This window comes from Pseudoflavonifractor sp. 60, assembly GCF_009911645.1.
Lineage (GTDB): Bacteria > Bacillota > Clostridia > Oscillospirales > Oscillospiraceae > Lawsonibacter.
Genome location: NZ_QWKI01000044.1, coordinates 23,692 through 47,532, shown reverse-complemented (window position 1 = coordinate 47,532; position 23,841 = coordinate 23,692). Strand labels below are relative to the sequence as shown.

Here is a 23,841-nt window from a genome sequence, read left to right as displayed (position 1 = left end):
TAGATTTTCGCTTCCTGCTCGGTCAATTCCAACTTGATAATATTCATCTGCTTCTCGCTCCTCTCGTTCTCTCCTGTCCTATCTGGCGGTGCTGTTCCTCGTTGGTGTAAACCATGTCCATCGTGTCTTGAATTTTGGCGGAGCGTTCCTCAACGCCTGTATTCAGCTTCAATTTCTTTCTGCAAGCAGAAATTTGAGCGGTTATAGCTTGTTTTTCGCCCCGTAACCGCTCCTTTTCAGCGGGTGACGCTCTGCGTATCTTATTTTGTAGCTTTGTCCGCTGGTCGATCAGCGTGTCCAATTCACTTTGAATGGTTTCACGGGCTGAAAGAAGATCGTCCAGCGTTTCAATGCGGTTTTTCGCCAAATAATCCACCTGGGCGGTGATCGTATCCAGCTTTCGCAGTTCCTCTTTCATAAACGGGCTGGTGGGCTTGTAATCCGTTCCCTTGGGTAAAATGCCAAGCTGGTATTCCCAATAGAGGAACAGCCGGTAAACGTGGCCTGTGGGCTGGAACGGAACATAGACCCGCAGTTCCTCCGGCAGCTCCGGGGCGAAATTCACGGTGGGGCGTTTATTCCCAAAGCTGGCTCGTGCGCCCAGGCTGCGCCTGATATTTTCCGGCGTCCACCGCTCGTCCAGGGTGTCCAGACGGGTGAAGTGCTGGTATTGTGGCAGGCGTATCTTCCAATGTTTGCCCGTGAAATCGGTGAGATAGCCCTTGCGCCGGAGATACTTCTCCATCATCTCCACAGTACGGCTTCCGTTGACCGCTTCCCGCACGTCCGCCCGATAAACATTGTAGCGGGTGGGTTTGCCGCTCTGCTCGTCCAGCCAGACCGGGCGGCTGGGGGCCTTGCGCCCATGCTCAATGACGGACAGGCCATATTCCCGGCAAAGCCGGTCTGAGGTGTCTCGGAGGCGCTGCTGCTCGGCTTTGGAGTAGTTATACTTTTTGCCATCCCTGAAAGATACTGAATTGAAACAGAAATGATTGTGCAGGTGGCCTTTGTCCAGGTGGGTGGTGACAATGACCTGGAACCTGTCACCCCACATATCCTGTGCCAGCTTCACGCCGATCTCATGGCACCGCTCCGGGGTGACCTCCCCCGGTTTGAAGCTCTGATAGCCGTGCCACGCGATGTACTTGTCCTCTTTGCCGTACCGCTGCTTGGTCAGGATCATCTGACGTAGGGCTGTTTGCTTCAAGCAGTTGATAGTGGTGACAAAGGAGCCATCTGCGGTTTTTTGTGGGTTCTGGATGTACGAAAATACATTGAAAAAGTCCTCGGTGCCCTTGGGGATGGTTTTCTCAGGGTTTTCCACATAGGCGATCAGGTCGCTGAGGCGGCCCTTGATGTGACACAGGCTGGTGGTTGCCACGTCAGGCCACCTCCTGTAAGAACAGGACGAGCTTTTCAAGCCGGGAACATTCTTCTGCCGCTTCCGGGCCGTAGACGGTCAGGCGTTCCAGCTTATCGTGGATTTCATACAAGGCGTCCAGCAGTTCCCAAAACTCCGAGGGTTGCTTGGGCTTGGGCCGCTTACCCAAACAAATCTGCCGGAGATATTCGGATTGGGTCAGGCCGCACAGGGCGGCGTCATGCTCCAGCTTGGTCTTTTCTTCGACCGTCAGTCGGATTTTCAGCCGTACTTTTTTGTCGTTGGTACTCAAAATAATTCCTCCATTCTGTCAAATTTCCGCCGTGGGAGGGGGTATTCAGGGGTCTCCCCTGGGAATGGATTTTGCCCCGTGGGGGGGCGAAATCCGATGCTCGCTATCCCTGTGGACAGGGGTAGTTCTGCTACTCCTGGGGCATGGAAAGCAGGCTGGTTCGGCTTCTTTCTGAGGAAATATGCTGAGAACATTTTTTCGCAGTTACGTTTGGCCTGTCCCATATCTGGGCTATGGCATCATAGGTGATGCCATTCTTATAGATAGGCCGCACAAAAGTGGCATCACGGATGATGCCACGCACAGGTGACGGCACATGACGTCAAAAATGCCGTCATGATTCGGTTGAAGCCGATTAAGTGACGGCAATTTTGGCATCACTTCTATTGGCGGGGCGAAATAGTGACGGCAAATAAGGTCATTTTTGCCGTCACACTGTTTTGCCGATTGTCCCGAATGGCGTTCCTGCCCCTGTTCAGCGGCGTTGTCTCGCTCGCTCCCCGGTGGAGGTCATGGCGGAGTATCCCATTCGGACGGTCATTCAGTTGTCAAAGCAAAAAAGAAGCCGGTACATCAAAACCAGCCCCAGCAGAATTTTCGTTCCGTTGAAGCGAGTTTGATGTACCGGCCTTGTTTTACAAGCGCCAAAAGGGATGTGCTATATGTGTTATTAAGTTGGCCCACTTGCATGGGAGTACAGTTTACCATATGGAACTAATGTTTGTCAACACACAATTCAATAGGTAGGACTACCCTTTTGGCATCTGTACTTTACTTTCGACAGGTAATGTGATATTATCTGAACAAATAAATTTATGATTTCTCTTTGGAGGAAAGTAATCTTGAAAAATATTGTTCCGTATACGCCCCTAAAGTATCAAACTAATCCATATACAAAAATAGCACCCAACATTTATCAAATGGGTGAACTTTTTGTTACCAGTATTGCGTTTGAACAGGAGCCCTTATTAGGAGAGGGAACCTCTGGAGCTGACATTTCACAGTATCCGCTGGAAGACTTGCTGGAACAATTTTTAGTTCATGTTACAGATTTTTATCCTGAAAAAAACACTTCAGATTCTACCACCTGCTATATTGAGATAGGTGGTAGAAAAATAGACTATATAAAGGATTTCTTGTCTGTTGTCGGCAAACATATATTTTGCAAAACCTTTTACGAGGATGGCGTAGAATATGCCAAACTGATACTGGAATAAAGAGGTGGCAATTATGGCACCAAAACGATATTTGTCTCTCTTTTTGGCAATATTGCTATGTATGCAATGTCTTACTGGATGCTCCAATTCAGGTAGTGATGTTGATCCAGGTACATTTATCGAGGAGGATAAAATTTACCAAGATGTCATCGCCGGTGATTTTATTAGCGAAGATAAAATTCAAGCAAAATACATTGCAGAAAACTTGATTTTTGAGAATGGGATATATGAAGTTACTATTGGCGAACAGTTCATTTGCCAATCGTATATCTTTGAAATAACCATAACCCCGGATAGTAAAACGGATATCCTTCAGTATCTTCCTGAAGACATCGTGGACTACGATATTGACTGGCCAAAGGTCATTTCTCAATTTGCGGTAGGGACAAGCGTAGTTATCGCTGTTGGTGCCATAAATACCGCTACGGGAGGTAAGACATTCTTTGTATTTGGGTCAGCAGCAGGTATTGCAGCGGAGGCGATAATTTCTGGTGCCATTGAAGCTACTATGAAGGTCATCCTAACCTGCGACGAGGGAGATGCACCAAAAGCGAAAGTAGCTAAGTATGCAATAGAGGGATTTTCCGAAGGATATATGTGGGGAGCGATAGCCGGTGCTGTTGAGAATATTGTTACTCCAACAGCATTACGATCTAAGGGACTTGGCAAACTCGTTGTAGACAATTTTGGAAATGTAAAGGACAAAACTGGCAAGATAATTGGAAAAGCTTTATATAGTACAGCAGAGAAGCAAATAACCCTTATAGATGATGCTGGCCGGATTCTTGGTTTCTTCAAATCCAATGGAGATGAAATTCTTGATGTTACCAAAGTTGCACTCAAGGCAAACTCTGCGTTTTGGCGAGGGTCTGGGGATGATGCTGTTCGTTGCTTGACAGATGCAGCAGGTAAGATTTACCGTATCGGTGATGACCTTGTTCCAAACTCAATCTACAAGATTAACGGATATATGTATCAGACCGATGACTTGGGGCGCATTATTAGTGTTTCGTTTGAAAAGTTAACTATGAAGCCTGTTGGCCAAGCACGCAAAACATTAGGCGTATCTATTGACGATATTGGTCGTGGCTTTCAACAGATTGGCGACCAAAGAGGACACATCATCGGAGATCGTTTCAATGGTACTGGTGGTATTGAAAATTTGGTTCCGATGAGTTCCAAGCTTAACCAATCAGAATATCTTGCCGTAGAAAACCTGTGGGCAGAGTCACTAAAAGACGGGAAAGCGGTTCAAGGAACAATTCAACTATTATATGATGGAAGTTCATTCAGACCCAGCAGGATGGATGTGTCCTATATTATTGACGGCGTTTCCGATTTCGTTAAACTGTTCAATTAACATGGAAAAAGAGAGGTAATTCATATGACATTTAAGTTTAAATCGTGCTTCATGACAATCTTTACACTATTTGTAGCTTTTTCGCTTTCAAGTTGCGGCGATAAAACGCCGGTATTCTCTACCGAAACTTCTATTTATTATTTAGCTGGTGACAATAGTGACTGGACTTATGGAAATCAGCAAAAAGAGTTTCCTGGCGACAAAAACTGCTATGTTCGCATTGGCTCTACTACCGTCACGGATATAAAAAGTGGAGTTGATTCGGAAATTGTAGTTACATATAGATTTACTTGTTCGGGAGATTGTGGCATTGAAATTTCTGACGGCATAGCTACTCTGGTAGATGGTACAGAGGATAACGTTGTAGAATATACTCGTTCTCTTTTAGCGCAGACTGACAAAGAAGCCGAGGAAGATATTGTTATTTTTCAGTATTCTCCTGATGGAGCATCCAGCGTAACGCTTGAGGTCATATATGATGACCAAGTTGATACTCGTTACGATGCACGAAACACAATCTATTTTTCAAAAGAAGCGGAAGATGTTATAAACGGCGTACATTGATAGATAATGAAATGAGGAACTTCCCATGAAAAAAGTCGCAGCTACAATATTTTTGGTCGTTATGGCCTGTATTGTTGTGGCCTGCAATAGTTCCAGGGTAGAGGGTAGTGAAAGCACAGTAGAAGCAGTTGTTGCTGAGTATAATGCTTTAGTTGCACAATACAATGTGGCCGTGGCTGCTCATAATGATGCAATTCCAGCTATAGTAGGAGCAAATACATATTTAGAAGAAATTATTACAGATGCAACGTTGGCTCTTAATTCTGGGGAACTGCCATTTGATCCTCAAACATCCATTGCCCTTGAACAATCAATCTCTACAGCTATGGCCAGAATGATGACCGTTCCTGATTTGCTCCCACTCAAAGAAGAAGTGATTATTCCAGTTGATGCGACCACATCAGAACGGGAAGAAATAGAACAGACTGTTATTGCTGAAAAGGATGCGCTTATAAAGATTTCGTTTCCTGACACGCCAACCACACCTGATTATACCGTCTCTATTGAAACGATAAAAGAAAATCAAATCGCTTTCCAAAATAGTATTCAGGGGCTCAAGCAAGTTACAGCGCCTTCAGATGACTTTGTAATGGATCGATTAAAAGAGCTTGACACCATCCTCGGCCTTGCAGCGGTAACAAAAAATCATGATCCAAATGGCTATCTTGGAACCCCTGGCGGCTATATTGGATGTATCTATTTTTCTGATGAACGGGTCGATAAAAGGGGCTGGGACATTGAGCCAGAAAAATATAATGTAATTGACATTGGGACAATCGGCGGTGGCTCCATTGAGGTATATGGTACGGTTGAGGAGGCTCAAACGCGGGATACATACCTTGCTTCTTTCGATAATACATCGTTGGATCGCGGCACTCATACTGTGGTTGGCACATTAATTGTAAGAATTTCTTCTAAGTTGGCACACGATCAGCAGATAGATTTAGAAAATCAAATAATTACAGTTTTGACAGAGATACAGTAGGGAACAGCTTTTGAAAAATCACTAAAGCCAAGGGGTACAAGCATTGCTTGCACCCCTTAGTTCTATTATTTGTAGATTAGCTCGGTATTTATGATTTCTATCACTCGTTCTACAATATTGTTCATCTGACATACCCATTTTATCTGGTCAGTAGCTTTGAGTTGCTCCGTAATGCCCTCCTGCTCCGTTAGCTGTTTGACCAACTGAGAAAACATATCGTCGGCTTGCCAGTCAATTTCAGAAAGATAAGTGTCCAACTTACCTGATAACAGCATAGCGGTATAGATGGCTCGACGGTACTTCTTTATGTAGCGCAAATGCCGTTGGCCCCAAATGCCGATGGGAACAGTTTCAGGAACAGAGAGATTAGGCAAGAAATAATCGCCCTGCTGGTAGTAAGTTCCACCCATCTGCTCAAATAATGACTTTTCCATAATATAGTCCTCCGATAGATTGATATTTCCTGCAATTCAATCACATTCGGTTGACTTGATAAAAGTTTGGGAGGAACTTCCTTACGAAGTCCCTCCCAAGACGCCTCTCATTTTTTCGCAAAAAAGCTCTGTACTTCGCCCAGCAGCTCCATGGCCTTGAACTTGAGGACATAGCCCTCGCCGCCGCCGGTGACCAGAGCGCCCTGCTCCGGGGTGAAGTAACCGGCCTCCAGAGCCTGGTCCACCGTTTCGCTGGCGGCCCCCAGACACAGGGGAGGGAAGGCCACGCACCACCAGTTTTGACCCTTGCCCTCCCCGATAATGACCCGGAGGGCGGTGTAGTTCCCGGCAGGGAGGGCGAAGCCGTCGTACTCCTTGGTGGGGAACCAACACTCCTCCAGGCTGGCGGACACGGGGTAGTCCCAGCCCTGCTCCTCTACCACCGCCCGTCCTGCGGCGGCCAGGGTGTTCAAATGGCCCTCCAGCGCCGCCTGGGCCTGAGACAGGGTCGCGTTCTCGGGATACAGCGTTTCCGCCTGCTCTAAAATCCGGTCCCGTACCGCCAGCTTCAGCGCCTGGTCCTCCCGGCTGTCTGAGTTGGCGATGACGTGAAGACGAATTACATGGTCTGCCAGCTCCTGCTGCTCCCGTCCCAGCCAGCTGCCCGCAATCACCGCCACCAGTACGCCAAACATCAGCGCCAGCTCCCAGCGCTTTAATTTTCGGTCCATACCATTTTCCTCCCTGAAATAAAAATCCGCCCACACTGTTAAGTTTCTTACAGTATGGACGGATTTTTCAGTTTTTATAATGGTATGCAGACAAGAAAATAATGAAGCGGCAGTTCGACCGGAATCCGAAAAATATCATAAGGTACACTTTTTGATAGTTGTTGACTGTAGTTTAGGATACCATAAATCGACAACGTTTGCAAGAGCTTTTTCGTGATTTTTTATCAAATTATTTTCAAATAATTACCAATTATCTGATTTCCGGCAAATGTCAAAAAGTGTACTTTTTGCCACTTGTGGCCGCAAGCGCCGCACCTGGTAATGCAGCAGTATTGATAGGGAGGTAATCCTATGAGCGAAACAAATCTGAACCCAGAACTTGAGAAGTCCAGCAAAAAGAGGCGCAGCAAATCCAAAGCTGGCTATATCGTGGGCAGTCTGGCTCTCTGCGCCGGGGCCTGTGTGGCGATCCCCAAGCTGATGCCAAAGGTGACAGCCTTTATTTATGACCAGATGTACAAATCTCCGGATTCCGTCCTGGACGAGGACAGCTGGTATACCGGGCCGAAAATCCCTAAGGAGGTGCTCCAGGCGGACGAGGAGGCTCAGGATAACACGGGGGACGATTTAGACGAGGAGGAGTAAGGATGGATATCAGCTTAAATGACCTTGTGAACCAGTGCTTTAAAGCGATTCAGGACAGAATCCGAAATCTGAGAAACTTTAACATTGTGGTAACTGGAAAGACCGGCGTGGGGAAAAGCACACTGATTAACAGTATGTTCCACGGGAATATGGCAGATACCGGAATTGGGGAACCGGTAACAAAGGAGATCCAAAAGCACAGTAAACCCGGTTGCCCGCTGGTAATCTATGACACACCTGGCTTTGAACTGACAAAGGGCCAAACGGAGAACGTAAAGCGGGATATCCTCAAATTGATTGAAACCGGCGTGGAGTCAAGGGATGTCAATCAGATGATCCACTGTATCTGGTACTGTGTCAGTGTGACGGGAGACCGCACCTTTGACGGTGGAGAGTTGGAGTGGATCAAGGATTTGACAAGCTCCACTGCCAAAACCAAAGTTCCGGTCATAGTCGTGCTGACCAAGGCCTATGATATGGACGACGCCAAGGTAATGAAAAATCAAATTAATGCCTACAATCTGCCCATCGCCAAAGTTGTCCCTGTTGTGGCCCAGGATAAGAGTTTTAACGGCGGAGCATATATAGTGCGCGCCTGTAACCTGGAAATTTTATTGCAGGTAACATCTCAGTGCATACCGGAGGAACTCCTTGATACCCTCCAGCATGTCCAGAAGGTCAGCTTATCCGAAAAAAAGAACAGGGCCCATGCCGCCGTTGCAACAGCGGCAGCAGCAGCGGTTGCCACAGGGGCCAGCCCTATCCCTTTTTCCGACGCCGCGCTGCTGATTCCAACGCAAGTTACCATGATCGCCTCCATCACCGCGATTTTTGGGATCGAGATCAATAAGGGCATTTTGACCGCCCTTGTCTCCTCCACCCTGGGCAGCGCCGGGGCGACGGTGCTGGGCAAGACCGCCGTCTCCAATATTCTAAAATTGATCCCCGGCGTGGGGACGGTGGCCGGCGCGGTCATTTCGGGCAGTACGGCGGGGGTCATCACCACCGCCCTGGGAGAGGCATATATCCTGCTGATGGAAAAAATGTTCCTGGGGGAGATCAGCGCCCAGGACCTGGAGGGCGAACGGGGAAGACAGATCATCTCGGAGGCCTTCAAGCAGAGGCTGAAAAAACGATAATCAAAAACAAGGGACAGCACCTGCCGTGCTGTCCCTGGATATTTTCAGACTGTCTGAGCCAAGAAAACCTCTCCGCCGAACTCCCGAAGGCGCTCCCAGGCCTCCCGTGCCTTGTCCTCACTGTCGAAGAGCCCGAAGGCGGTAGGGCCGGTGCCGCTCATGCTGGCCCCCAGCGCCCCGCACTGAATGAGGGTGTTTTTAATGTCGTTTACCCGCGTCCTCTGGCGCTCGGGGAGGGCGTCCTCAAAGACGTTGTACATCCGCCGCGAAACTCCGGCCAGGTCCCCCGCCTCCAGGGCGGCGATGACCCCCTTAGTGTCGGGGCGGCAGCGCAGGCGCACACTGTCGATTTTGGCAAAGAGGGCGGGGGTTGAGATGGAGAACTCCGGCTTGCACAGCACCGCCCAGCACCGGGGCAGGGGGGGCAGGGGAGTGAGGATTTCCCCCCGTCCCTCCGCCAGGGCGGTGCCCCCGATGACGCAGTAGGGCACGTCGGAGCCTACCAATGCTCCGATACTGGCGACCGCCTCCGGGGACAGGCAGGCGTCCTCCATCAGGTTCAGCGCCCGAAGGACGGCGGCGGCGTCGCTGCTCCCGCCCCCCAGGCCGGCGCAGACAGGGATATGCTTCTCGATGGTGACATCCAGCCCATCGAAGTTAACACTGCGCTTTAAGTCCTCCGTATCCCACTTGCCCGGATTCTGAACGACCGCGCTCTCATACCAGCGCAGGGCGGCCTGGGCGGCCAGGTTCTTCTCGTTGTTGGGCAGAAAGTGGAGGTTGGTGCTGACCCGCAGCTCCCCTGTATTTGTGTAACTCAGATCCAGGAGGTCGGCCAGCTCAATGGACTGCATCACCATCCGCAGGTCGTGGTAGCCGTCGGGACGCCTGCCCAGCACATCCAGAGTCAGATTCAGTTTTGCGTGAGCTTCCACCTGCACGGCGGCCGCCTCCTTATGTTCGTATCTTCCGGGCCTCCAGATAGAATCGCTTGTGATGGGCCTCCCCCATGGAGAAGGTCTTCCGGGGCAGCACTCCATCGTGGATAATGGTGGGGAACAGCTCCCCCTTGGACATGGAGGGCAGCAGGAAGGCCACGGCATCCTCCCGCTCCTCCGCCAGGGCACAGGCCTCTTCCGCCCCATGAATGTAGTCGGTGCGTACCTTGGGGTGGGCGGCAAGGTAGCTGTCCAAAAAGTTTTGCAGGGTGGCCACAGGCAGCCGGGCGGCGGGGTCGGAGACGGTGATCTCCCCCCGGCTCCAGCGGTTGATGACGAAGGGCAGCAAGTGGCCCTCCACCCGGCCCTGGACGGCGGAGGGGTAGAAGCGCATCAGGGCGTCCAGCAGCTCCTCCGGCCGGACCCCGAAGACGACCCGGTGGATGGGCTCGAACTCCAGGGAGTCGTCGTGGAGATTGACCAACTCGCACAGGGCGTACCGGGAGGGCAGGTCAGGCCACTGGGCGGGGTCGGTGAGCCCCTTGCGCCGCTCGTAGCAGGCCTTGGCGGCGGCCAGGGAGTGGTTGCCGTCCCCCACGGCGAACAGCAGCCCGTCCAGGTCCTGCTCAACCCGGTCTCTCCAGGTCTTCAGCGCCTGGAGGACATGGACTTTCAGCTCCGGAGTCAGCAGCCAGCCCCTGATGTGGCCGCCCCGCTCCATCAGCTCAAAATCGTAGAGCAGTTCCATCTCCTCTGTGCAGGCGGAGAGGGGCTCGATCATCGTCCTATGGGGGTCGTCCACCAGGAGCATGGCGTGGGGCAGCTCAATGGGGGCGTTCTTCCGCACCGCCACCCGGGGCGGGATACGGGACAGGACGGTGCCCTCGGTGGCCCGGACGGCGGAGGCAGTCTCCGGCTCGTAGTCGTACTGCTCCAAATCTACCGCGCCGATCAGCCCCCGGCGGACCTTGCCGCTGTCCAGGGTGCGCTCCACATAGATCAGGGCGTCGGGGTACTCCTGAAAGCGGCCCTCCCGCAGGTAGCGGCTCATGGTGTTGTTGATCTCCATGATGTCCGTCTCCACACTGGGGCCCTCCAGACAGCTCTCCGGCAGAATCAGCCGCAGAGCCGAGGGCGCCCGGCCCACCCGCTCCTCAACCCGCTGCCAGTACTCGGGCCGGGAGGTGTACTGGTCGCAGGCCACCACGCTCCACAGACTCAGGTCGCAGTCCCGGGGCAGGAGAATGTTTGCGGGCTGGAAGGGGAGGTCTTCAAATTGTTTTGTCATAGATCATCACTCATTTTAATTTTCTTTTTGCCGTTCCGCCAGCGCGTCCAATTTCTGTTCTATCCGGTCCAGCTTCTCCCACAGGACACGCAGGCAGCCCAGAACCGCGCCGCCCAGGATCAGGCCGAATATCAGCCAGTCCTCCCCCAGCGGCGCCAGCATCAGGGTCGAGAAAAACATACCGGCGGCGGATAGAAGGGCATAAATCAGGAAGGCGGCCACCTTAATCCAGCGCCCCCTCAATGGCGCGGAGCAGGTCGCCGAACTCCTCGAAAGCGGGCAGCTCGGGGTGGGCAGCCTTGATGGCGTCGGTGGACTTGAACAGGAAGCCCGCCTTGCTGGCCTGAATCATCCCCAGGTCGTTGAAGCTGTCCCCGGCGGCGATGGTGTCAAAGCCCATGGACTGGAGGGCCCGCACCGTGGTCAGCTTGGACTGCTCACAGCGCATTTTGTAGCCAGTGATCTCCCCGTTCTCCGCAACCTCCAGGGTGTTGCAGAAGATGGCGGGCCAGCCCAGCTTCTCCATCAGAGGCTTGGCGAACTGCTCGAAGGTGTCGCTGAGGATGACCACCTGGGTCTGGGAGCGCAGCTGGTCCAGGAACTCTTTCGCCCCGGGCAGGGGGTCGATTTTGGCGATGACCGCCTGGATCTCCTTCAGTCCCAGACCGTGCTCCTTCAAAATGCCCAGCCGCCACTTCATCAGCTTGTCGTAGTCGGGCTCGTCTCGGGTTGTGCGGCGCAGCTCCGGGATGCCGCTCTCCTCAGAAAAGGCAATCCAAATTTCCGGGACCAAGACACCCTCCATGTCTAAACATACAATATTCATCAAATATTCTCCTCTCTTCCCTGCTTCCTTCTCAAATTGGTGAGGAAGTTGTCCATCCGGGCCACGGCCTCGGCGATATCCTTCATAGAGGCGGCGTAGCAGGCCCGCACAAAGCCCTCGCCGCCGGGACCGAAGGCGGAGCCGGGGATGACGGCCACCTTCTCCTCCAGCAGGAACCGTTCACAGAACTCCTCGCTGGTCAGGCCGGTGGAGCGGATATCCGGGAAGACATAGAAGGCGCCCTTGGGCTCGAAGCAGGGCAGGCCGATGCGGTTCAGGTTTTCCACCAGATACCGGCGGCGGCGGTCGTACTCCTCCCGCATATGCTCAATGTCCCCGTCGCCGTTGCGCATGGCCTCCACGGCGGCGTACTGGCTGGTGGTGGGGGCGGACATGATGCCGAACTGGTGGAGCTTGGTCATGGCGGCGATAATGGGCTGGGGGGCGCAGACATAGCCCATGCGCCAGCCGGTCATAGCGTGGCTCTTGGAGAAGCCGTTGACCACGATGGTCCGGTCGTACATATCGGTCAGGTTGGCCAGGGAGACGTGACGGCGGCCGTAGGTCAGTTCAGCGTAAATCTCGTCGGAGATGACCATAATATCGGTGCCCCGCAGTACCTGGGCAATGGCCTCCAGGTCCTTGCGCTCCATGGTGCCGCCGGTGGGATTGGAGGGGAAGGGGAGGACCAGCACCTTGGTCTTGTCGGTAATGGCTGACTCCAGTTCCTCCGGGGTGAGGCGGAACTGGTTCTCCGCCTTCAGGGTCAGGTACCTGGGCACGCCGCCGGCCATTTCGGCCAGGGGGCCGTAGCACACGAAGGAGGGCACCGGTACGATCACCTCGTCCCCCGGATTGACCAGAACCCGCAGGGCCAGGTCGATGGCCTCGCTGCCCCCCACGGTGACCAGAATCTGGCTGGCGTAGTCGTACTGCAAATCAAAGCGGCGGTTGAGGTAGGAGGCGATTTCCCGGCGCAGCTGGAGCATTCCGGCGTTGGAGGTGTACTTGGTGCGGCCCCGCTCCAGGGAGTAGATGCCCGCGTCCCGGATGTGCCAGGGGGTCACGAAGTCGGGCTCGCCGATGCCCAGAGAGATGGCGTCGGTCATCTCCTCCAGAATGTCGAAGAACTTCCGAATGCCGGAGGGCTTCACGTTTTGGATTCTCTCATTGAGGATATGCTCGTAATTCATACGAAGATGTACTCCCTTTCCTCCGGGTCCTGGGGACGGAACACCAGATGTTTTTCCTTGTATTTTTTCAGGATGAAGTGGGTTGCCGTGCCGGTGACGCCCTGGATGGGGGCCAGCCGCTCTCCCACGAACTGGGCCACCTGGCGCAGGGTGCGGCCCGAGATGATGACGGTCAGGTCAAAGGAGCCGCTCATCAGGTACATACTCTCCACCTCGTCATACTGATAGATGCGCTCGGCGATGCGGTCGAAGCCGTCCTTGGACTGGGGGGTCACATTGACCTCGATCAGGGCGGTCACCGTCTCCTTATGGACCCGGTCCCAGTCCACAATGGCCTGGTAGCCCAGAATGGTCCGGTCGTCCTCGTATTGCTTGATGGCGGCCTTGGCCTCCTCCTCGCTCACTCCTGCTGCGGCGGCCAGCGCCGACAGCGGCATGGTGCAGTCCTGTTCCAACAGCTCCAGCAGCTTTTCCATGAACTGTTCCTCCTTGTGAAATTGGCGTCCGGACCGCCGGACGGCCCGTATCAAGCTCCATTATACACGCTGTTTCAGAGAAAAACAATCCCAAAGCGCAGGAATCCGCCCCAGTCTCTCCCGCTCCCGCAAATTATTGCCTCAAAAGAGAAAAAAAGTATTGATTCCTGGGAGAAACTGTGGTATACTACCCAGGCATTATGCGTGGGAGTGCGGATTTTTCGCCCGGTGCCTGGAAAAACCGGGTTGGCGGAGAACATGATGCCCCCAGAAGAATAACTGAAAAAACAGGAGGAAACAACTATGGCAGTCGTATCTATGAAGCAGCTGCTGGAGGCCGGCGTCCACTTCGGCCACCAGACCCGCCGGTGGAACCCCAAAATGGCCACCTACATTTACACCGAGCGCAACGGCATCTATATCATCGATCTCCAGAAGACGGTGAAGAAGCTGGAGGAGGCCTATAACTTTGTCCGCTCCCTGGGCGAGAAGGGGGAGACCCTGCTCTTCGTGGGCACCAAGAAGCAGGCCCAGGAGGCCATCCGGGAAGAGGCCGGCCGGGTTGGCATGTACTGGGTCAACGCCCGCTGGCTGGGCGGTATGCTCACCAACTTCAAGACCATGCGGGGCCGCGTGGACCGTCTGGCCCAGCTGAAGAAGATGCAGGAGGACGGCACCTTCGACATGCTGCCCAAGAAGGAAGTCATTAAGCACATGGGCGAGATCGCCAAGCTGGAGAAGTACCTGGGCGGCGTCACCGAGATGAAGAAGCTCCCCGGCGCCCTGTTCGTGGTGGACCCCCGCAAGGAGCGCAACGCCATTAACGAGGCCCGCAAGCTCCACATCCCCATTGTAGCCATCGTGGACACCAACTGCGATCCCGACGAGATTGACTACGTGATCCCCGGCAACGACGACGCCATCCGCGCCATCAAGCTCATCTCCTCCGTTATGGCCAACGCCATCCAGGAGGGCAAGCAGGGCCAGGACGCCGCCCCCGCTGAGGAGGCCGCTCCCGCCGCCGGAGAGTAAGAAATATTTTGGCAGGGCGTGACGACCCCGGCATTCCGCCCCAGGTAAACGCGGCGTGCCGCGCGGCCAGTTGTCGCGCCCTGCTGTATCACAATAATTTGGAGGTAATTTATTATGGCGATTTCCGCTAAGGACGTACAGAAGCTGCGCGAGATGACCGGCGTTGGCATGATGGACTGCAAGAAGGCCCTGGTGGAGGCCGACGGCGACTTTGACAAGGCCATCGAGTGGCTGCGGGAGAAGGGTCTGGCCGCTCAGACCAAGAAGGCCGGCAAGGTGGCTGCTGAGGGCGTGTCCCTGGCTATGGCGACCGACAACGGCGTGGGCGTTCTGATCGAGGTCAACTCTCAGACCGACTTTGTGGCCAAGAACGACGTGTTCCAGGGCTTTGTCAAGGACGTGGCCAGCGTGGTGGCCGCCGAGGACCCCGCCGATGTGGAGGCCCTGAAGAACTGCAAGTACCCCGGCACCGACCGCACCATCGCCGACGTGACCGCCGACAAGGTGCTTGCCATTGGCGAGAATATCCAGATTCGCCGCTTCGTCCGCTACGCCGAGGGCGTCAGCGTGCCCTATGTCCACATGAACGGCAAGGTGGGCGTGCTGGTCAACCTGGCCGTGGAGGGCATTGATGCCGACAAGGTGGTGGAACTGGGCAGGGACGTGGCCATGCAGATCTGTGCCATGAACCCCACCTACCTGGACAAGTCCAACGTGAGCCAGGAGGTGCTGAACAAGGAGAAGGAGATCCAGCTGGCCATTATGGCCAACGACCCCAAGATGGCTGCCAAGCCTGACAAGGTGAAGGAGGGCATTGTTATGGGCAAGCTGGGTAAGTACTATGAGGAGAACTGTCTGCTCCAGCAGGCCTTTGTGAAGGAGAACAAGATTTCTGTGGAGAAGCACGTGGCTGCCGTGGCCAAGGAGCTGGGCGGCACCATCACCGTGAAGGCCTTTACCCGCTTCGCCACCGGCGAGGGCATCGAGAAGAAGGAAGAGAACTTCGCCGATGAAGTGGCCTCCATGATGAAGTAATTCCCCCAAGCCGTCAGAGATCACTCTCTGACGGCTTTTTTGCTGCCTACACCAGCTGTGGAGAGAAACAGGACCGGACCTGCCAATGAGGTCCGGTCCTGTATTCCTTTGTGGAATTATGCTCTCTTGGCCCGGTTAATGGCGGCCAGGATGGCACGGAGGGGGGCCAGGTTGATGTTGTGGGATAGACCTACGCCCCAGTACTGCTTGCCGGTGCGCTTGTCCTGGAGCAGGATGTAGGCCACACCCTGGGAGTCGGAGCCGTCGGTAATGGCGTGGGAAGTATAGTCCAGGAAGGAAAAGCGGTCGATCTTCTCCCCCTTGATGGCGTTGAAAAATGCGTCGATCGGGCCGTTGCCCTCGCCGGAGACCTGGAACACGGTGTCGGTATGCTGGATGGTGCCCTCAAACGCCACATGGGAGTGGCCCTCCCCATCCACCGTCTCCTGAAAAGCGTGCTTGAGCAGCTGGTAGGGCTCCTTTACGTCGATATACTCCTGGTGGAACAGCTCGCTGATGCGCTCCGGAGAAATTTCCTTGCCCACCCGGTCGGTCTCCACCTGAACAATGTGGCCGAATTCGGGGTGCATGGACTTGGGCAGGTCGAAGCCGAAGTCGTGCTCCATAATATAGGCGGCGCCCCCCTTGCCCGACTGGGAGTTGATGCGGATAATGGGCTCGTACTCCCGGCCCACGTCGGCGGGGTCGATGGGCAGATAGGGGATCTCCCAGAACTGGGTTCCCGAGGTCTTCATATACTGCACGCCCTTGTTGATGGCGTCCTGGTGGCTGCCCGAGAAGGCGGTAAACACCAGCTTGCCCACGTAGGGCTGGCGGTCGCCCACCGGCATCTTGGTACACCGCTCGTACATCTCCTTAATCTTGTTGATGTTGGAGAAGTTCAGTTTCGGGTCCACCCCCTGGGTGTACATGTTCATGGCCAGGGTCACCATATCCACATTGCCGGTGCGCTCTCCGTTGCCGAAGAGGGTCGCCTCTACCCGGTCCGCTCCCGCCAGCAGGCCCATCTCGGTGGTGGCTACGCCGCAGCCCCGGTCATTGTGGGGGTGGAGGGAGATGATGGCGCAGTCCCGCCCGGGGATCTTCCGGCAGAAGTACTCCAGCATATCAGCGAACTGGTTGGGCATACAGTTCTCCACGGTGGTGGGCAGGTTGAGGATCACCTTGTTCTCAGGCGTGGCGTGGAGGTGGTCCAGCACCGCCTGGCAAATCTCCACAGCGTAGTCCATCTCGGTACCCATAAAGGACTCCGGGGAGTACTCAAAGCGGAGATTCATACCGGATTCGATCATGGGCTGGGACATCTCGTAGATCAGATCAGCGGCGTCGGTGGCAATTTTGGTAATACCGTCGCAGTCCATCTGGAAGACTACCTTCCGCTGAAGGGTCGAGGTGGAGTTATAAAAGTGGAGGATAACATTTTTGGCCCCCTGGATGGCCTCAAAGGTCTTTTTAATCAGGTGCTCCCGGGCCTGGACCAGCACCTGGATGGTCACGTCGTCGGGAATGTGTCCCCCCTCGATGAGCTCCCGGCAGATCTCGTACTCCGTCTCGCTGGCAGAGGGGAAGCCAATTTCAATCTCCTTTACGCCGATATCCACCAGAGTGTGGAAGTACTCCAGCTTTTCGGCCAGGTTCATGGGGTCCACCAGGGCCTGGTTGCCGTCCCGCAGGTCCACGGAGCACCAGACAGGGGCCTTGGTGATGACCCTGTCCGGCCAGGTGCGCCCCTGAATAGGCTGGGGCTGGAAGGGAATGTATTTTTCAAATCCGGGCTTCATATTAAGATATCCTCCTTCATGGTACGTTACTTTTGTTGCAGCTTTTGCAGCTTTTTTACAAGCCGCTCTCGATTTTTCGCCCTTTTCATAAGGGTTGGCAGGTCATCCGCCTGCGTCCTTCCGCCGGTCCAGTCCGAGGGCTTTTCCCGCAGTCTGGCGCTGAGATAGCCGATGAGATAGGCCAGGTGCTCACGGTTCAGCGCCCACACCGGCTTGCCGTCAAGGCTGGTCAGGAACCACAGGTCATAGCCGAAGATGGGGTCCTGGCCCCGCCGGAGCGCCCCGTCCCCGCCGTACCACACCGCCTGTCCGGTTTGTTCAACCCGCCCCGGCATCTCAAAGCCGCAGTAGGGGCAGGGAACCCGGAGCACGGGGAAGGTCTGCCGCCGCTGGTCATAGATGGGGACGTTGTAGAACCGGCCGCAGGACTGGCACAGGTTCTGGACCCGGCAGCGAAAGCCGCTGAGCTTTTTCTGCTGTCCATAGCCGCAGCGGGTGCATTGGAAGCGGTACCGCCCCTCCTGGAGCCTGACCAGCCCCATCCCGCCGCACCGGGGGCAGGTGACACACAGCCCGGTTTTCAGTGCGGAGTAGACGCTGTAGGTCCCATAGGGCTGATCTTTGATTCGGTGTTCCGGCATAGCGCCCTCCTTTCCCCTCGGGGGGATAGAAAAACACCCCCGACTTTTCAGTCAGGGGCGTAATTGATTACGCGGTACCACCCTGGTTCAGCTGACAGTTGCCCGCCAGCCCTCACAGCCTCCAACAAGGCCTTGGTCCATAACGAGACCAGCCGTTCCGCCCTACTTCGGTTCAGACGGACTGCTCGGGGGCCAGTTATCCACAGCGGCGCCCACACCGGCTTGCACCATCCGCCGGCTCTCTGAGTGGGAGGAAGCTGTCTTTTTCCCCTTCATCGCATTTTCTTGTTAAGCATTTTAACGGAAATCCCGCCGCTTGTCAAGAGAAAATTTTTGTGATAAAATGCAAAGAACAACGACAATTCGGGAGGCGGAACCATGGTTTTATTGGTAATCGACACCCAAAAGGGCATTACGGACGACCAGCTGTACTGCCGGCCCGCTCTACAATTTTTCTCTACGTTACGAATTGAAGAAAATTTGAAAAAACAGTTGATTTTCTCCGGTAACTATGTTATGATACCAGTTGCGTTTACAAGAATGCCCTCATGCGGAGAAAGAGGTGAAGATAAAATGAAGGAAGGCCTCCACCCCAACTATCAACAGACCACCATCCGGTGCGCCTGCGGCAACGTGATTGAGACCGGCTCCACCAAGAAGGACATCCGCGTAGAAGTTTGCTCCAAGTGTCATCCCTTCTACACCGGCAAGCAGAAGATGGTGGACACAGGTGGTCGTGTCAGCCGCTTCAACAAGAAGTTTGGCTTCGACAAGTAAGTTCCCGTGTACAAAAGCCGCACCGTGTATTCGGTGCGGTTTTTTGTATCAATTCACGGCATTTCCCATAAGATAACAGGGAAAGGTTTTCTGTGGTTCCCCTTTCATGAAAGGGGAAGAGAAAAGGGAGGTAATCGCAATGCGCAGAGTTGATGTGAAGGATTTGGACAAAAATGTTTTTTCCGCCATTGGCGAGCAGTGGATGCTCATTACCGCCGGAACGGCGGAGCACTGCAATACCATGACCGCCTCCTGGGGCGGGCTGGGGGTCATCTGGGGGGCTCCGGCGGCCACCTGCTACATCCGGCCCCAGCGATACACCAAGGAGTTTGTGGACCGGGAGGAGTATTTCACCCTGGCCTTCTTCGGGGAGGAGCACCGCAAAGCCCTCCAGCTGTGCGGATCCAAAAGCGGCCGGGACACGGATAAGGTGAAGGAGTGCGGCTTTACGGTGAGGACGGCGGAGTGCGGCGCCCCCTACTTTGAGGAGGCGGAGCTGGTGCTGGTGTGCCGCAAACGGTTCGCCCAGCCCATGGACCCGGACAATATCCCCGGGGAGATCAAAACAAAATGGTATCCCCAGGCGGATTATCACACCCTGTATATCGGGGAGATCGTGGAGGCCCTGGTGAAGGACTGAGTTTATAGATGCAGACCCGTAAAAAAATCGTCAAAAGAATCCATTTTATAAATTTTCTTCAGCGCCAAAAGTACACTGATTCGTACACTATAACGCCCTTGTTCCATTTTGGCTATAATACCCTCAGTCACAGGAATCCCCATTACCTCTAATTGAGCCGAAACTTCTTTTTGCAGCAATCCATTTTTCTTGCGCAATGCTTTCAAATTAGCTCCAATTGAAATATCCTGCTTCAATCCATTCGCCATGAGGAAACCCCCAGATAAAATCTATTGGATTAGTATATCCGCCTTGATTTTATCTGTTCAGGTCTGTTATAATTGGATAAATATATCCAGTTATAAAAGTGAGGGGCAAATATGATGGAAAAAAGAGGAGAATACTGGACAACGTGGATGATCTTGATGAAAGAAGTCGAAAAAATGCTGCCTGACAGGGCACAGCGGGCCATTTGGTGGGCGGCGGCGAATTATGATGGGCTGACAGAGATGTGTGACGACCCGGCTATAGCGCTGGAGGATATTCCAACCATGATGGAAAAAGCGTGGAAAGAAGAGAGCTATGCTCTTTTTATGCTTCTCTGCATTTCAAAAGCACTAAAAAAGTCAAAAGAAAACGAGGAAATTTAGCCTGTATGCAAGATATTCAAGAGAAAACACAGTTTAACCGGGCCGTGCTGGTGGGGCTGAACGCCTTCAGTCTGAGCCGGGAGGAGAACGCCGACGAGGAGAGCATGGAGGAGCTGGCCGCTCTGCTGGAGACGGCGGGGGGCGAGACGGTGGGGATTGTGACCCAATCCAAGGACAGTCCCGACCCCCGCACCTTCATCGGGGAGGGCAAGGTTGCCGAGGTGCGGGAGCTGGTCCAGGCCGCCGGGGCCGACATGGTCATCTTCGACAATCCCCTCTCCCCCTCCCAGCAGCGCAACCTGGCTGAGGAGCTAAAGGTGGGGGTCCTGGACCGCTCCGCCCTGATTTTAGACATCTTCGCCCAGCGGGCAAGGACCAAAGAGGGCCGCCTCCAGGTGGAACTGGCGCAATATAAGTATCTGCTGCCCCGGCTGCTGGGTATGTGGAAGCACCTGGAGCGGCAGGAGGGCGCCATCGGGACCCGGGGCCCCGGCGAGACCCAGCTGGAGTCGGACCGGCGCATCCTGGGGCGGAAGATCGCCAAGCTGGAGAGTGAATTGAAGGATGTGCGCCGGGTCCGGGCAACCCAGCGGGAGCGGCGCATGAAAAATGAGGTGCCGGTGGTGGCCATTGTGGGCTACACCAATGCGGGCAAGTCGACCCTGCTCAACTGCCTCACTGGAGCGGATATCCCCGCCAACAACCGCCTCTTCGATACCCTGGACACCACAACCCGGGCGCTGGAAATTTCCGACACCTGCACCGTGCTGCTGTCTGATACGGTGGGCTTTATCCGCAAGCTGCCCCACCACCTGGTAGAGGCCTTCAAGGCGACCCTGGAGGAACTGGAGTACGCCGACCTGCTCCTCCACGTCATCGACGCCTCCAGCCCCCAGTGGCGGGAACAGGGGGCGGTGGTGGACCAGCTGATTCAGGAACTGGGCGCCGGTCAAACCCCCCGCATTGAGGTCTTTAACAAGTGCGACCTGTGGACCGGCGACATTCGTCCCCATGGGGAGGACCAGGTGTCCATCTCCGCCAGGACCGGCGAGGGGATTCCGGAGCTGCTCTCCACCATTGGCAGGATTCTGGACAACGGGGCCCGCCGGGTCACTATCCGCCTGCCCTACGACAAAGGGGGGCTGCTGGACAAGCTCTACCTGGAGGCCAAGGTGGAGAAGGTGAACTACGGGGAGACCATCGATGTGGAGGCCGTCTGTACCCCCAAGGTCATCGGTCAGCTGGGCCCCCTGGTGGAGGGGTGGAGGCCCCACAAGGAGTTTTGGGAGGAGTAACAGGAGCGGCGCACCCGCTCCGGGGAGGACAATATGGATTTTATTTTGCGGACCTGGCGGCGTGAGGACGTGGCCGACGTACTGCGGTATGCCAACAACGAGAAGATCGCCCGGAACCTGCGGGACGCGTTTCCCTTCCCCTACATCCTGACGGACGCACAGGAGTTTGTGAACAGCTGTGTGGAAGGGGACGAGGACCGTCAGCTGTGCCGGGCCATTGAGGCGGACGGCCATGCGGTGGGCAGCATCGCCCTGTTCCGGGGCAGCGATGTGTACCGTTTGACCGCTGAACTGGGCTACTGGCTGGCCGAGGAGTACTGGGGCCGGGGGATGATGACCCGGGCCGTCCAGCAGATTTGCCAGGAGGGCGAGGAGCGCTGGGACGACTTGGTCCGCATCTATGCCGAGCCCTTCGCCCACAACACCGCCTCCCGCCGGGTCCTGGAGAAGGCTGGCTTTGCCCTGGAGGGGGTTCTGCGCCACAGCGTGTGCAAGCAGGGGCGGATTTGGGACTCCTGTATGTACGCCCTGCTCTGCCGGTGAACTGCCCCCTGTCCTAACCGAACCCCTCCCATATCCGCATAACAACAGCCTGGACTTTCATTGTCCAGGCTGTAGCTTTTTTTATGACTCCTGAGGGGCGGTGGGGCTGGACTCAAACTTTACAGTTTGACCGTTGACCTCCACATCCTCTTCGGCGGGAATAAGGAGATATTTTCTGCCGTCGATGGTCCGGGGCTCCACCAGATAACTTTGGTCCGGACTGACGGTCACAGTGACATGAGCCGTTTTGAGTTCAAATTTCCCCGTGTCGATCAGGTTGGCGGGGCTGAGGACGGCCCCCGCGCCAAACCGCTCCTGGCAGCTGGCCTGGAAGGCGTCGATCCGCTCCTGGGGAACGCCGCAGTCCCGGAGTACGGCGCCAATGTCCTCCACCGTCAGGTCCAGCGGCTCCGGGGATTTGCTCTCCTTGTGCTGAGCGATCTGCTCTGTCAGACGCTCGTGGATGGAGCGGACCACCTCTACGCTGTAAGTATCCTCCAGCCCTTCGGACAGAGCCCCCTGAAAGGCCTCCCGCTGCTCGGCGGCGGACATGGGCGGCTCCGTGTGGAACACCGCGTCAATAAACTCCTGGTGGAGGGCGTCCGCCTTGCGGGAGTAAAACAGGGCGTTATAGATGTTAGCCGCTTGGTCGTCAAAGGCGGGGAAGAGAAAGCCCAGCTCCGGCGGGGAGACCACCTGACCGGCGGCGTAGTGAAATTCGTTGTCGCCAGGGAAGTAGTTCAGTTCTGCCTTTCCCGGCTTCACCGGGCAGATACAGCACAGAATGTAGGAAAACACATTCTCGGCGGCGTCAGGCTGGGATGCGTCGTCCTTCCCCCGGCGGGGGATGTCGTAGGTGTCGCAGGCTATCAGGAGCAGATAGCTGCTGTCCCCCATGTCCAGGCTGTCAATGACCTTCCGGTAGAAGGTATTCCGGGTCTGTCCGTCCTTCAGGCCGCTGGAGCGCAGGGCGGTCAGCAGCTTGTGCTCCTCGCTGTCCATGACCTGCTGGGTGGAAAAGACAATGTCGATCAGGTTCTTCCCCAAAGTTCCGGACAGCGACTTTTTCAGGAGGCCCAGGTACTTCTCCGCCTCCTCCTCGGGCATCCGCCCTAACGACTCATCCAAATCGGAGATAATCTCCCTGCTGCCGTTGACAAAGCAGCCGTAGATCCGGCTGACGGCGTTTTTCTCCGACCGCCAGCGGCGGCGCAGTAAGCTGACCTCTTTCTGATTCATAGAAGACCTCACTTTTGTAATGTCACGGGTTTGGCATAGGCGCGGTGTCCTCTATTGTACCTGAAATCCGAAGAAATTGCAATCCCGCTTACAGGTTGTTTTTGAAGAGCCACTCCATGGTGCCGGCGTTGGTGTCCTCGTTGCCGCCCTCCACGGTGACTGAAACGGTGTCGCCCTGCTTGAGGTTCAGTCCCATTACCGCCAGGATCTTGGTGGCCAAGGTGGAGACACCTCCAACCCTTCCGATGGTGATGGTGCTGTCCAGAGCCTTGGCGGTTCTGGCCACCAGACCGGCATAGCGGGTGTGGATGCCCACAGGGGCAGTGATGGTGTATTCAAAGCTAGTCATGCAGATAAATCCTTTCTGAAACAGGTGGTTGGCTGGAGCGTAGGGCAAGGGCCGGGACAAGGCTCGCCGCGGAGCGTCCCTGCTCTTGCGATGGCGGAATCTTACCACGATGTTTTTTTGCCGTCAAGCAGCAGAATAGACAAGTTTTTCCTAAAGACTGTGAATTTTTTCTATTTTGCCCCGTCGTTTCGTCAAAATAGCGGCACTTCAGACACCGTTAGACAGAACTGCCGCAGAGATTTGACCATAGGGCCGCCCCGCACCGGTCCCCTCATCTCCTCCGGCCAGCCGAACAGCGCCGGCAAATGTCAGAGTCCGAGCAGCTTGCTAAAGCTCTTTGGTCTGTGGTATAATGAGGAAACGGTGATGCAGCTCCATTCAGTTCGG

At 55.1% G+C, this 23,841-nt stretch carries 28 protein-coding genes and 1 other annotated feature; of the genes, 13 read left to right on the top strand and 15 right to left on the bottom strand.

Annotated elements, in window-relative coordinates; all coding sequences use genetic code 11:
* Positions 1–43 precede the first annotated feature (43 nt).
* Both D1646_RS06280 and D1646_RS06275 read right to left on the bottom strand, forming a co-directional pair.
* Complete coding sequence (locus D1646_RS06280) at positions 44–1,384, bottom strand: relaxase/mobilization nuclease domain-containing protein (RefSeq protein ID WP_160635641.1); 1,341 nt, start codon at positions 1,382–1,384, stop codon at positions 44–46.
* Between the two features lies 1 nt (position 1,385).
* Positions 1,386–1,676 carry a hypothetical protein gene (locus D1646_RS06275; protein WP_160635640.1) on the bottom strand — a complete coding sequence of 97 codons (291 nt, stop codon included), beginning with the start codon at positions 1,674–1,676 and terminating at the stop codon, positions 1,386–1,388.
* Between the two features lie 842 nt (positions 1,677–2,518).
* Between D1646_RS06275 and D1646_RS06270 the strand changes: the two genes are divergently transcribed.
* The 4 genes from D1646_RS06270 to D1646_RS06255 are packed head-to-tail and all read left to right on the top strand — an operon-like array spanning position 2,519 to position 5,802.
* Entirely contained in the window at positions 2,519–2,893 is a 375-nt protein-coding gene (locus D1646_RS06270; protein WP_160635639.1) for a hypothetical protein, read from the top strand.
* Positions 2,894–2,906: 13 nt separating this feature from the next.
* Complete coding sequence (locus D1646_RS06265; protein WP_160635638.1) at positions 2,907–4,253, top strand: DNA/RNA non-specific endonuclease; 1,347 nt, start codon at positions 2,907–2,909, stop codon at positions 4,251–4,253.
* 24 nt (positions 4,254–4,277) lie between these two features.
* On the top strand, positions 4,278–4,817 hold the full coding sequence (locus tag D1646_RS06260; protein ID WP_160635637.1) for a hypothetical protein: 540 nt from the start codon (positions 4,278–4,280) through the stop codon (positions 4,815–4,817).
* A 25-nt stretch (positions 4,818–4,842) separates the two neighbouring features.
* On the top strand, positions 4,843–5,802 hold the full coding sequence (locus D1646_RS06255; protein ID WP_160635636.1) for a hypothetical protein: 960 nt from the start codon (positions 4,843–4,845) through the stop codon (positions 5,800–5,802).
* Positions 5,803–5,867: 65 nt separating this feature from the next.
* On the opposite strand, the gene D1646_RS06250 is transcribed toward D1646_RS06255, so the two are convergent.
* Together D1646_RS06250 and D1646_RS06245 are read right to left on the bottom strand one after the other, a co-directional pair.
* The gene (locus D1646_RS06250) at positions 5,868–6,236 is read right to left on the bottom strand and encodes a TnpV protein (protein ID WP_160635635.1); all 369 of its coding nucleotides are present in this window, start codon (positions 6,234–6,236) and stop codon (positions 5,868–5,870) included.
* A gap of 107 nt (positions 6,237–6,343) precedes the next feature.
* Positions 6,344–6,967 (bottom strand): stage II sporulation protein R, encoded by a 624-nt coding sequence (locus tag D1646_RS06245; protein WP_160635634.1) that lies wholly within the window; start codon positions 6,965–6,967, stop codon positions 6,344–6,346.
* Between the two features lie 351 nt (positions 6,968–7,318).
* On the opposite strand from D1646_RS06245, the gene D1646_RS06240 reads away from it, so the two are divergent.
* The gene (locus D1646_RS06240; RefSeq protein WP_160635633.1) at positions 7,319–7,612 is read left to right on the top strand and encodes a hypothetical protein; all 294 of its coding nucleotides are present in this window, start codon (positions 7,319–7,321) and stop codon (positions 7,610–7,612) included.
* 2 nt (positions 7,613–7,614) lie between these two features.
* Entirely contained in the window at positions 7,615–8,751 is a 1,137-nt protein-coding gene (locus D1646_RS06235) for a DUF697 domain-containing protein (protein WP_160635632.1), read from the top strand.
* A 44-nt stretch (positions 8,752–8,795) separates the two neighbouring features.
* Here the strand turns inward: D1646_RS06235 and ispE are convergent, their stop codons facing one another.
* From ispE to D1646_RS06205, 6 genes are read right to left on the bottom strand one after another with little or no spacing between them, the layout of a single operon-like run.
* On the bottom strand, positions 8,796–9,692 hold the full coding sequence (gene ispE, locus D1646_RS06230; RefSeq protein WP_347565140.1) for a 4-(cytidine 5'-diphospho)-2-C-methyl-D-erythritol kinase: 897 nt from the start codon (positions 9,690–9,692) through the stop codon (positions 8,796–8,798).
* 13 nt (positions 9,693–9,705) lie between these two features.
* Positions 9,706–10,977, bottom strand: a complete 1,272-nt coding sequence (locus D1646_RS06225; protein WP_160635630.1) for a DUF1015 domain-containing protein — start codon at positions 10,975–10,977, stop codon at positions 9,706–9,708.
* 15 nt (positions 10,978–10,992) lie between these two features.
* Entirely contained in the window at positions 10,993–11,199 is a 207-nt protein-coding gene (locus D1646_RS06220; protein WP_160635629.1) for a hypothetical protein, read from the bottom strand.
* Position 11,200: 1 nt separating this feature from the next.
* The gene (thrH, locus tag D1646_RS06215) at positions 11,201–11,803 is read right to left on the bottom strand and encodes a bifunctional phosphoserine phosphatase/homoserine phosphotransferase ThrH (RefSeq protein WP_160635628.1); all 603 of its coding nucleotides are present in this window, start codon (positions 11,801–11,803) and stop codon (positions 11,201–11,203) included.
* Positions 11,803–12,996: an aminotransferase class I/II-fold pyridoxal phosphate-dependent enzyme gene (locus D1646_RS06210; RefSeq protein WP_160635627.1), complete on the bottom strand. Its 1,194-nt coding sequence runs from the start codon at positions 12,994–12,996 to the stop codon at positions 11,803–11,805. The genes thrH and D1646_RS06210 overlap by 1 nt, the downstream gene beginning before the upstream one ends.
* Positions 12,993–13,472: an Lrp/AsnC family transcriptional regulator gene (locus tag D1646_RS06205; protein WP_160635626.1), complete on the bottom strand. Its 480-nt coding sequence runs from the start codon at positions 13,470–13,472 to the stop codon at positions 12,993–12,995. Before D1646_RS06205 ends, D1646_RS06210 begins: the two co-directional genes overlap by 4 nt.
* Positions 13,473–13,775: 303 nt before the next feature.
* Between D1646_RS06205 and rpsB the strand changes: the two genes are divergently transcribed.
* Positions 13,776–14,504, top strand: coding sequence for a 30S ribosomal protein S2 (gene rpsB, locus D1646_RS06200; protein WP_160635625.1), 729 nt, complete (start codon positions 13,776–13,778; stop codon positions 14,502–14,504).
* 114 nt (positions 14,505–14,618) lie between these two features.
* Positions 14,619–15,539, top strand: coding sequence for a translation elongation factor Ts (gene tsf, locus D1646_RS06195; RefSeq protein ID WP_201754572.1), 921 nt, complete (start codon positions 14,619–14,621; stop codon positions 15,537–15,539).
* Between the two features lie 116 nt (positions 15,540–15,655).
* Here the strand turns inward: tsf and leuA are convergent, their stop codons facing one another.
* Together leuA and D1646_RS06185 are read right to left on the bottom strand one after the other, a co-directional pair.
* The gene (leuA, locus tag D1646_RS06190) at positions 15,656–17,341 is read right to left on the bottom strand and encodes a 2-isopropylmalate synthase (RefSeq protein ID WP_160635624.1); all 1,686 of its coding nucleotides are present in this window, start codon (positions 17,339–17,341) and stop codon (positions 15,656–15,658) included.
* A gap of 26 nt (positions 17,342–17,367) precedes the next feature.
* Entirely contained in the window at positions 17,368–17,982 is a 615-nt protein-coding gene (locus D1646_RS06185) for a hypothetical protein (RefSeq protein ID WP_160635623.1), read from the bottom strand.
* A gap of 50 nt (positions 17,983–18,032) precedes the next feature.
* Positions 18,033–18,267 (bottom strand) — a binding site (T-box leader).
* A gap of 288 nt (positions 18,268–18,555) precedes the next feature.
* Between D1646_RS06185 and rpmE the strand changes: the two genes are divergently transcribed.
* A complete protein-coding gene (gene rpmE / locus D1646_RS06180) occupies positions 18,556–18,759 on the top strand; it encodes a 50S ribosomal protein L31 (RefSeq protein WP_120395541.1) in 204 nt (67 codons plus the stop codon).
* Positions 18,760–18,898: 139 nt separating this feature from the next.
* Entirely contained in the window at positions 18,899–19,399 is a 501-nt protein-coding gene (locus D1646_RS06175) for a flavin reductase (protein ID WP_160635622.1), read from the top strand.
* A 2-nt stretch (positions 19,400–19,401) separates the two neighbouring features.
* Here D1646_RS06175 and D1646_RS06170 read toward each other — a convergent pair whose 3' ends face one another.
* The gene (locus tag D1646_RS06170; RefSeq protein WP_160635621.1) at positions 19,402–19,647 is read right to left on the bottom strand and encodes a helix-turn-helix domain-containing protein; all 246 of its coding nucleotides are present in this window, start codon (positions 19,645–19,647) and stop codon (positions 19,402–19,404) included.
* 111 nt (positions 19,648–19,758) lie between these two features.
* Between D1646_RS06170 and D1646_RS06165 the strand changes: the two genes are divergently transcribed.
* From D1646_RS06165 to D1646_RS06155, 3 genes are read left to right on the top strand one after another with little or no spacing between them, the layout of a single operon-like run.
* Positions 19,759–20,028, top strand: a complete 270-nt coding sequence (locus D1646_RS06165) for a hypothetical protein (protein ID WP_160635620.1) — start codon at positions 19,759–19,761, stop codon at positions 20,026–20,028.
* Between the two features lie 5 nt (positions 20,029–20,033).
* Positions 20,034–21,323: a GTPase HflX gene (gene hflX, locus D1646_RS06160; protein ID WP_160635619.1), complete on the top strand. Its 1,290-nt coding sequence runs from the start codon at positions 20,034–20,036 to the stop codon at positions 21,321–21,323.
* A 33-nt stretch (positions 21,324–21,356) separates the two neighbouring features.
* Positions 21,357–21,866: a GNAT family protein gene (locus D1646_RS06155; RefSeq protein ID WP_160635618.1), complete on the top strand. Its 510-nt coding sequence runs from the start codon at positions 21,357–21,359 to the stop codon at positions 21,864–21,866.
* Between the two features lie 81 nt (positions 21,867–21,947).
* Here the strand turns inward: D1646_RS06155 and D1646_RS06150 are convergent, their stop codons facing one another.
* Together D1646_RS06150 and D1646_RS06145 are read right to left on the bottom strand one after the other, a co-directional pair.
* Complete coding sequence (locus D1646_RS06150; RefSeq protein ID WP_160635617.1) at positions 21,948–23,105, bottom strand: DUF4317 domain-containing protein; 1,158 nt, start codon at positions 23,103–23,105, stop codon at positions 21,948–21,950.
* Between the two features lie 88 nt (positions 23,106–23,193).
* Positions 23,194–23,454, bottom strand: coding sequence for an HPr family phosphocarrier protein (locus tag D1646_RS06145; RefSeq protein WP_160635616.1), 261 nt, complete (start codon positions 23,452–23,454; stop codon positions 23,194–23,196).
* Between the last annotated feature and the right edge of the window lie 387 nt (positions 23,455–23,841).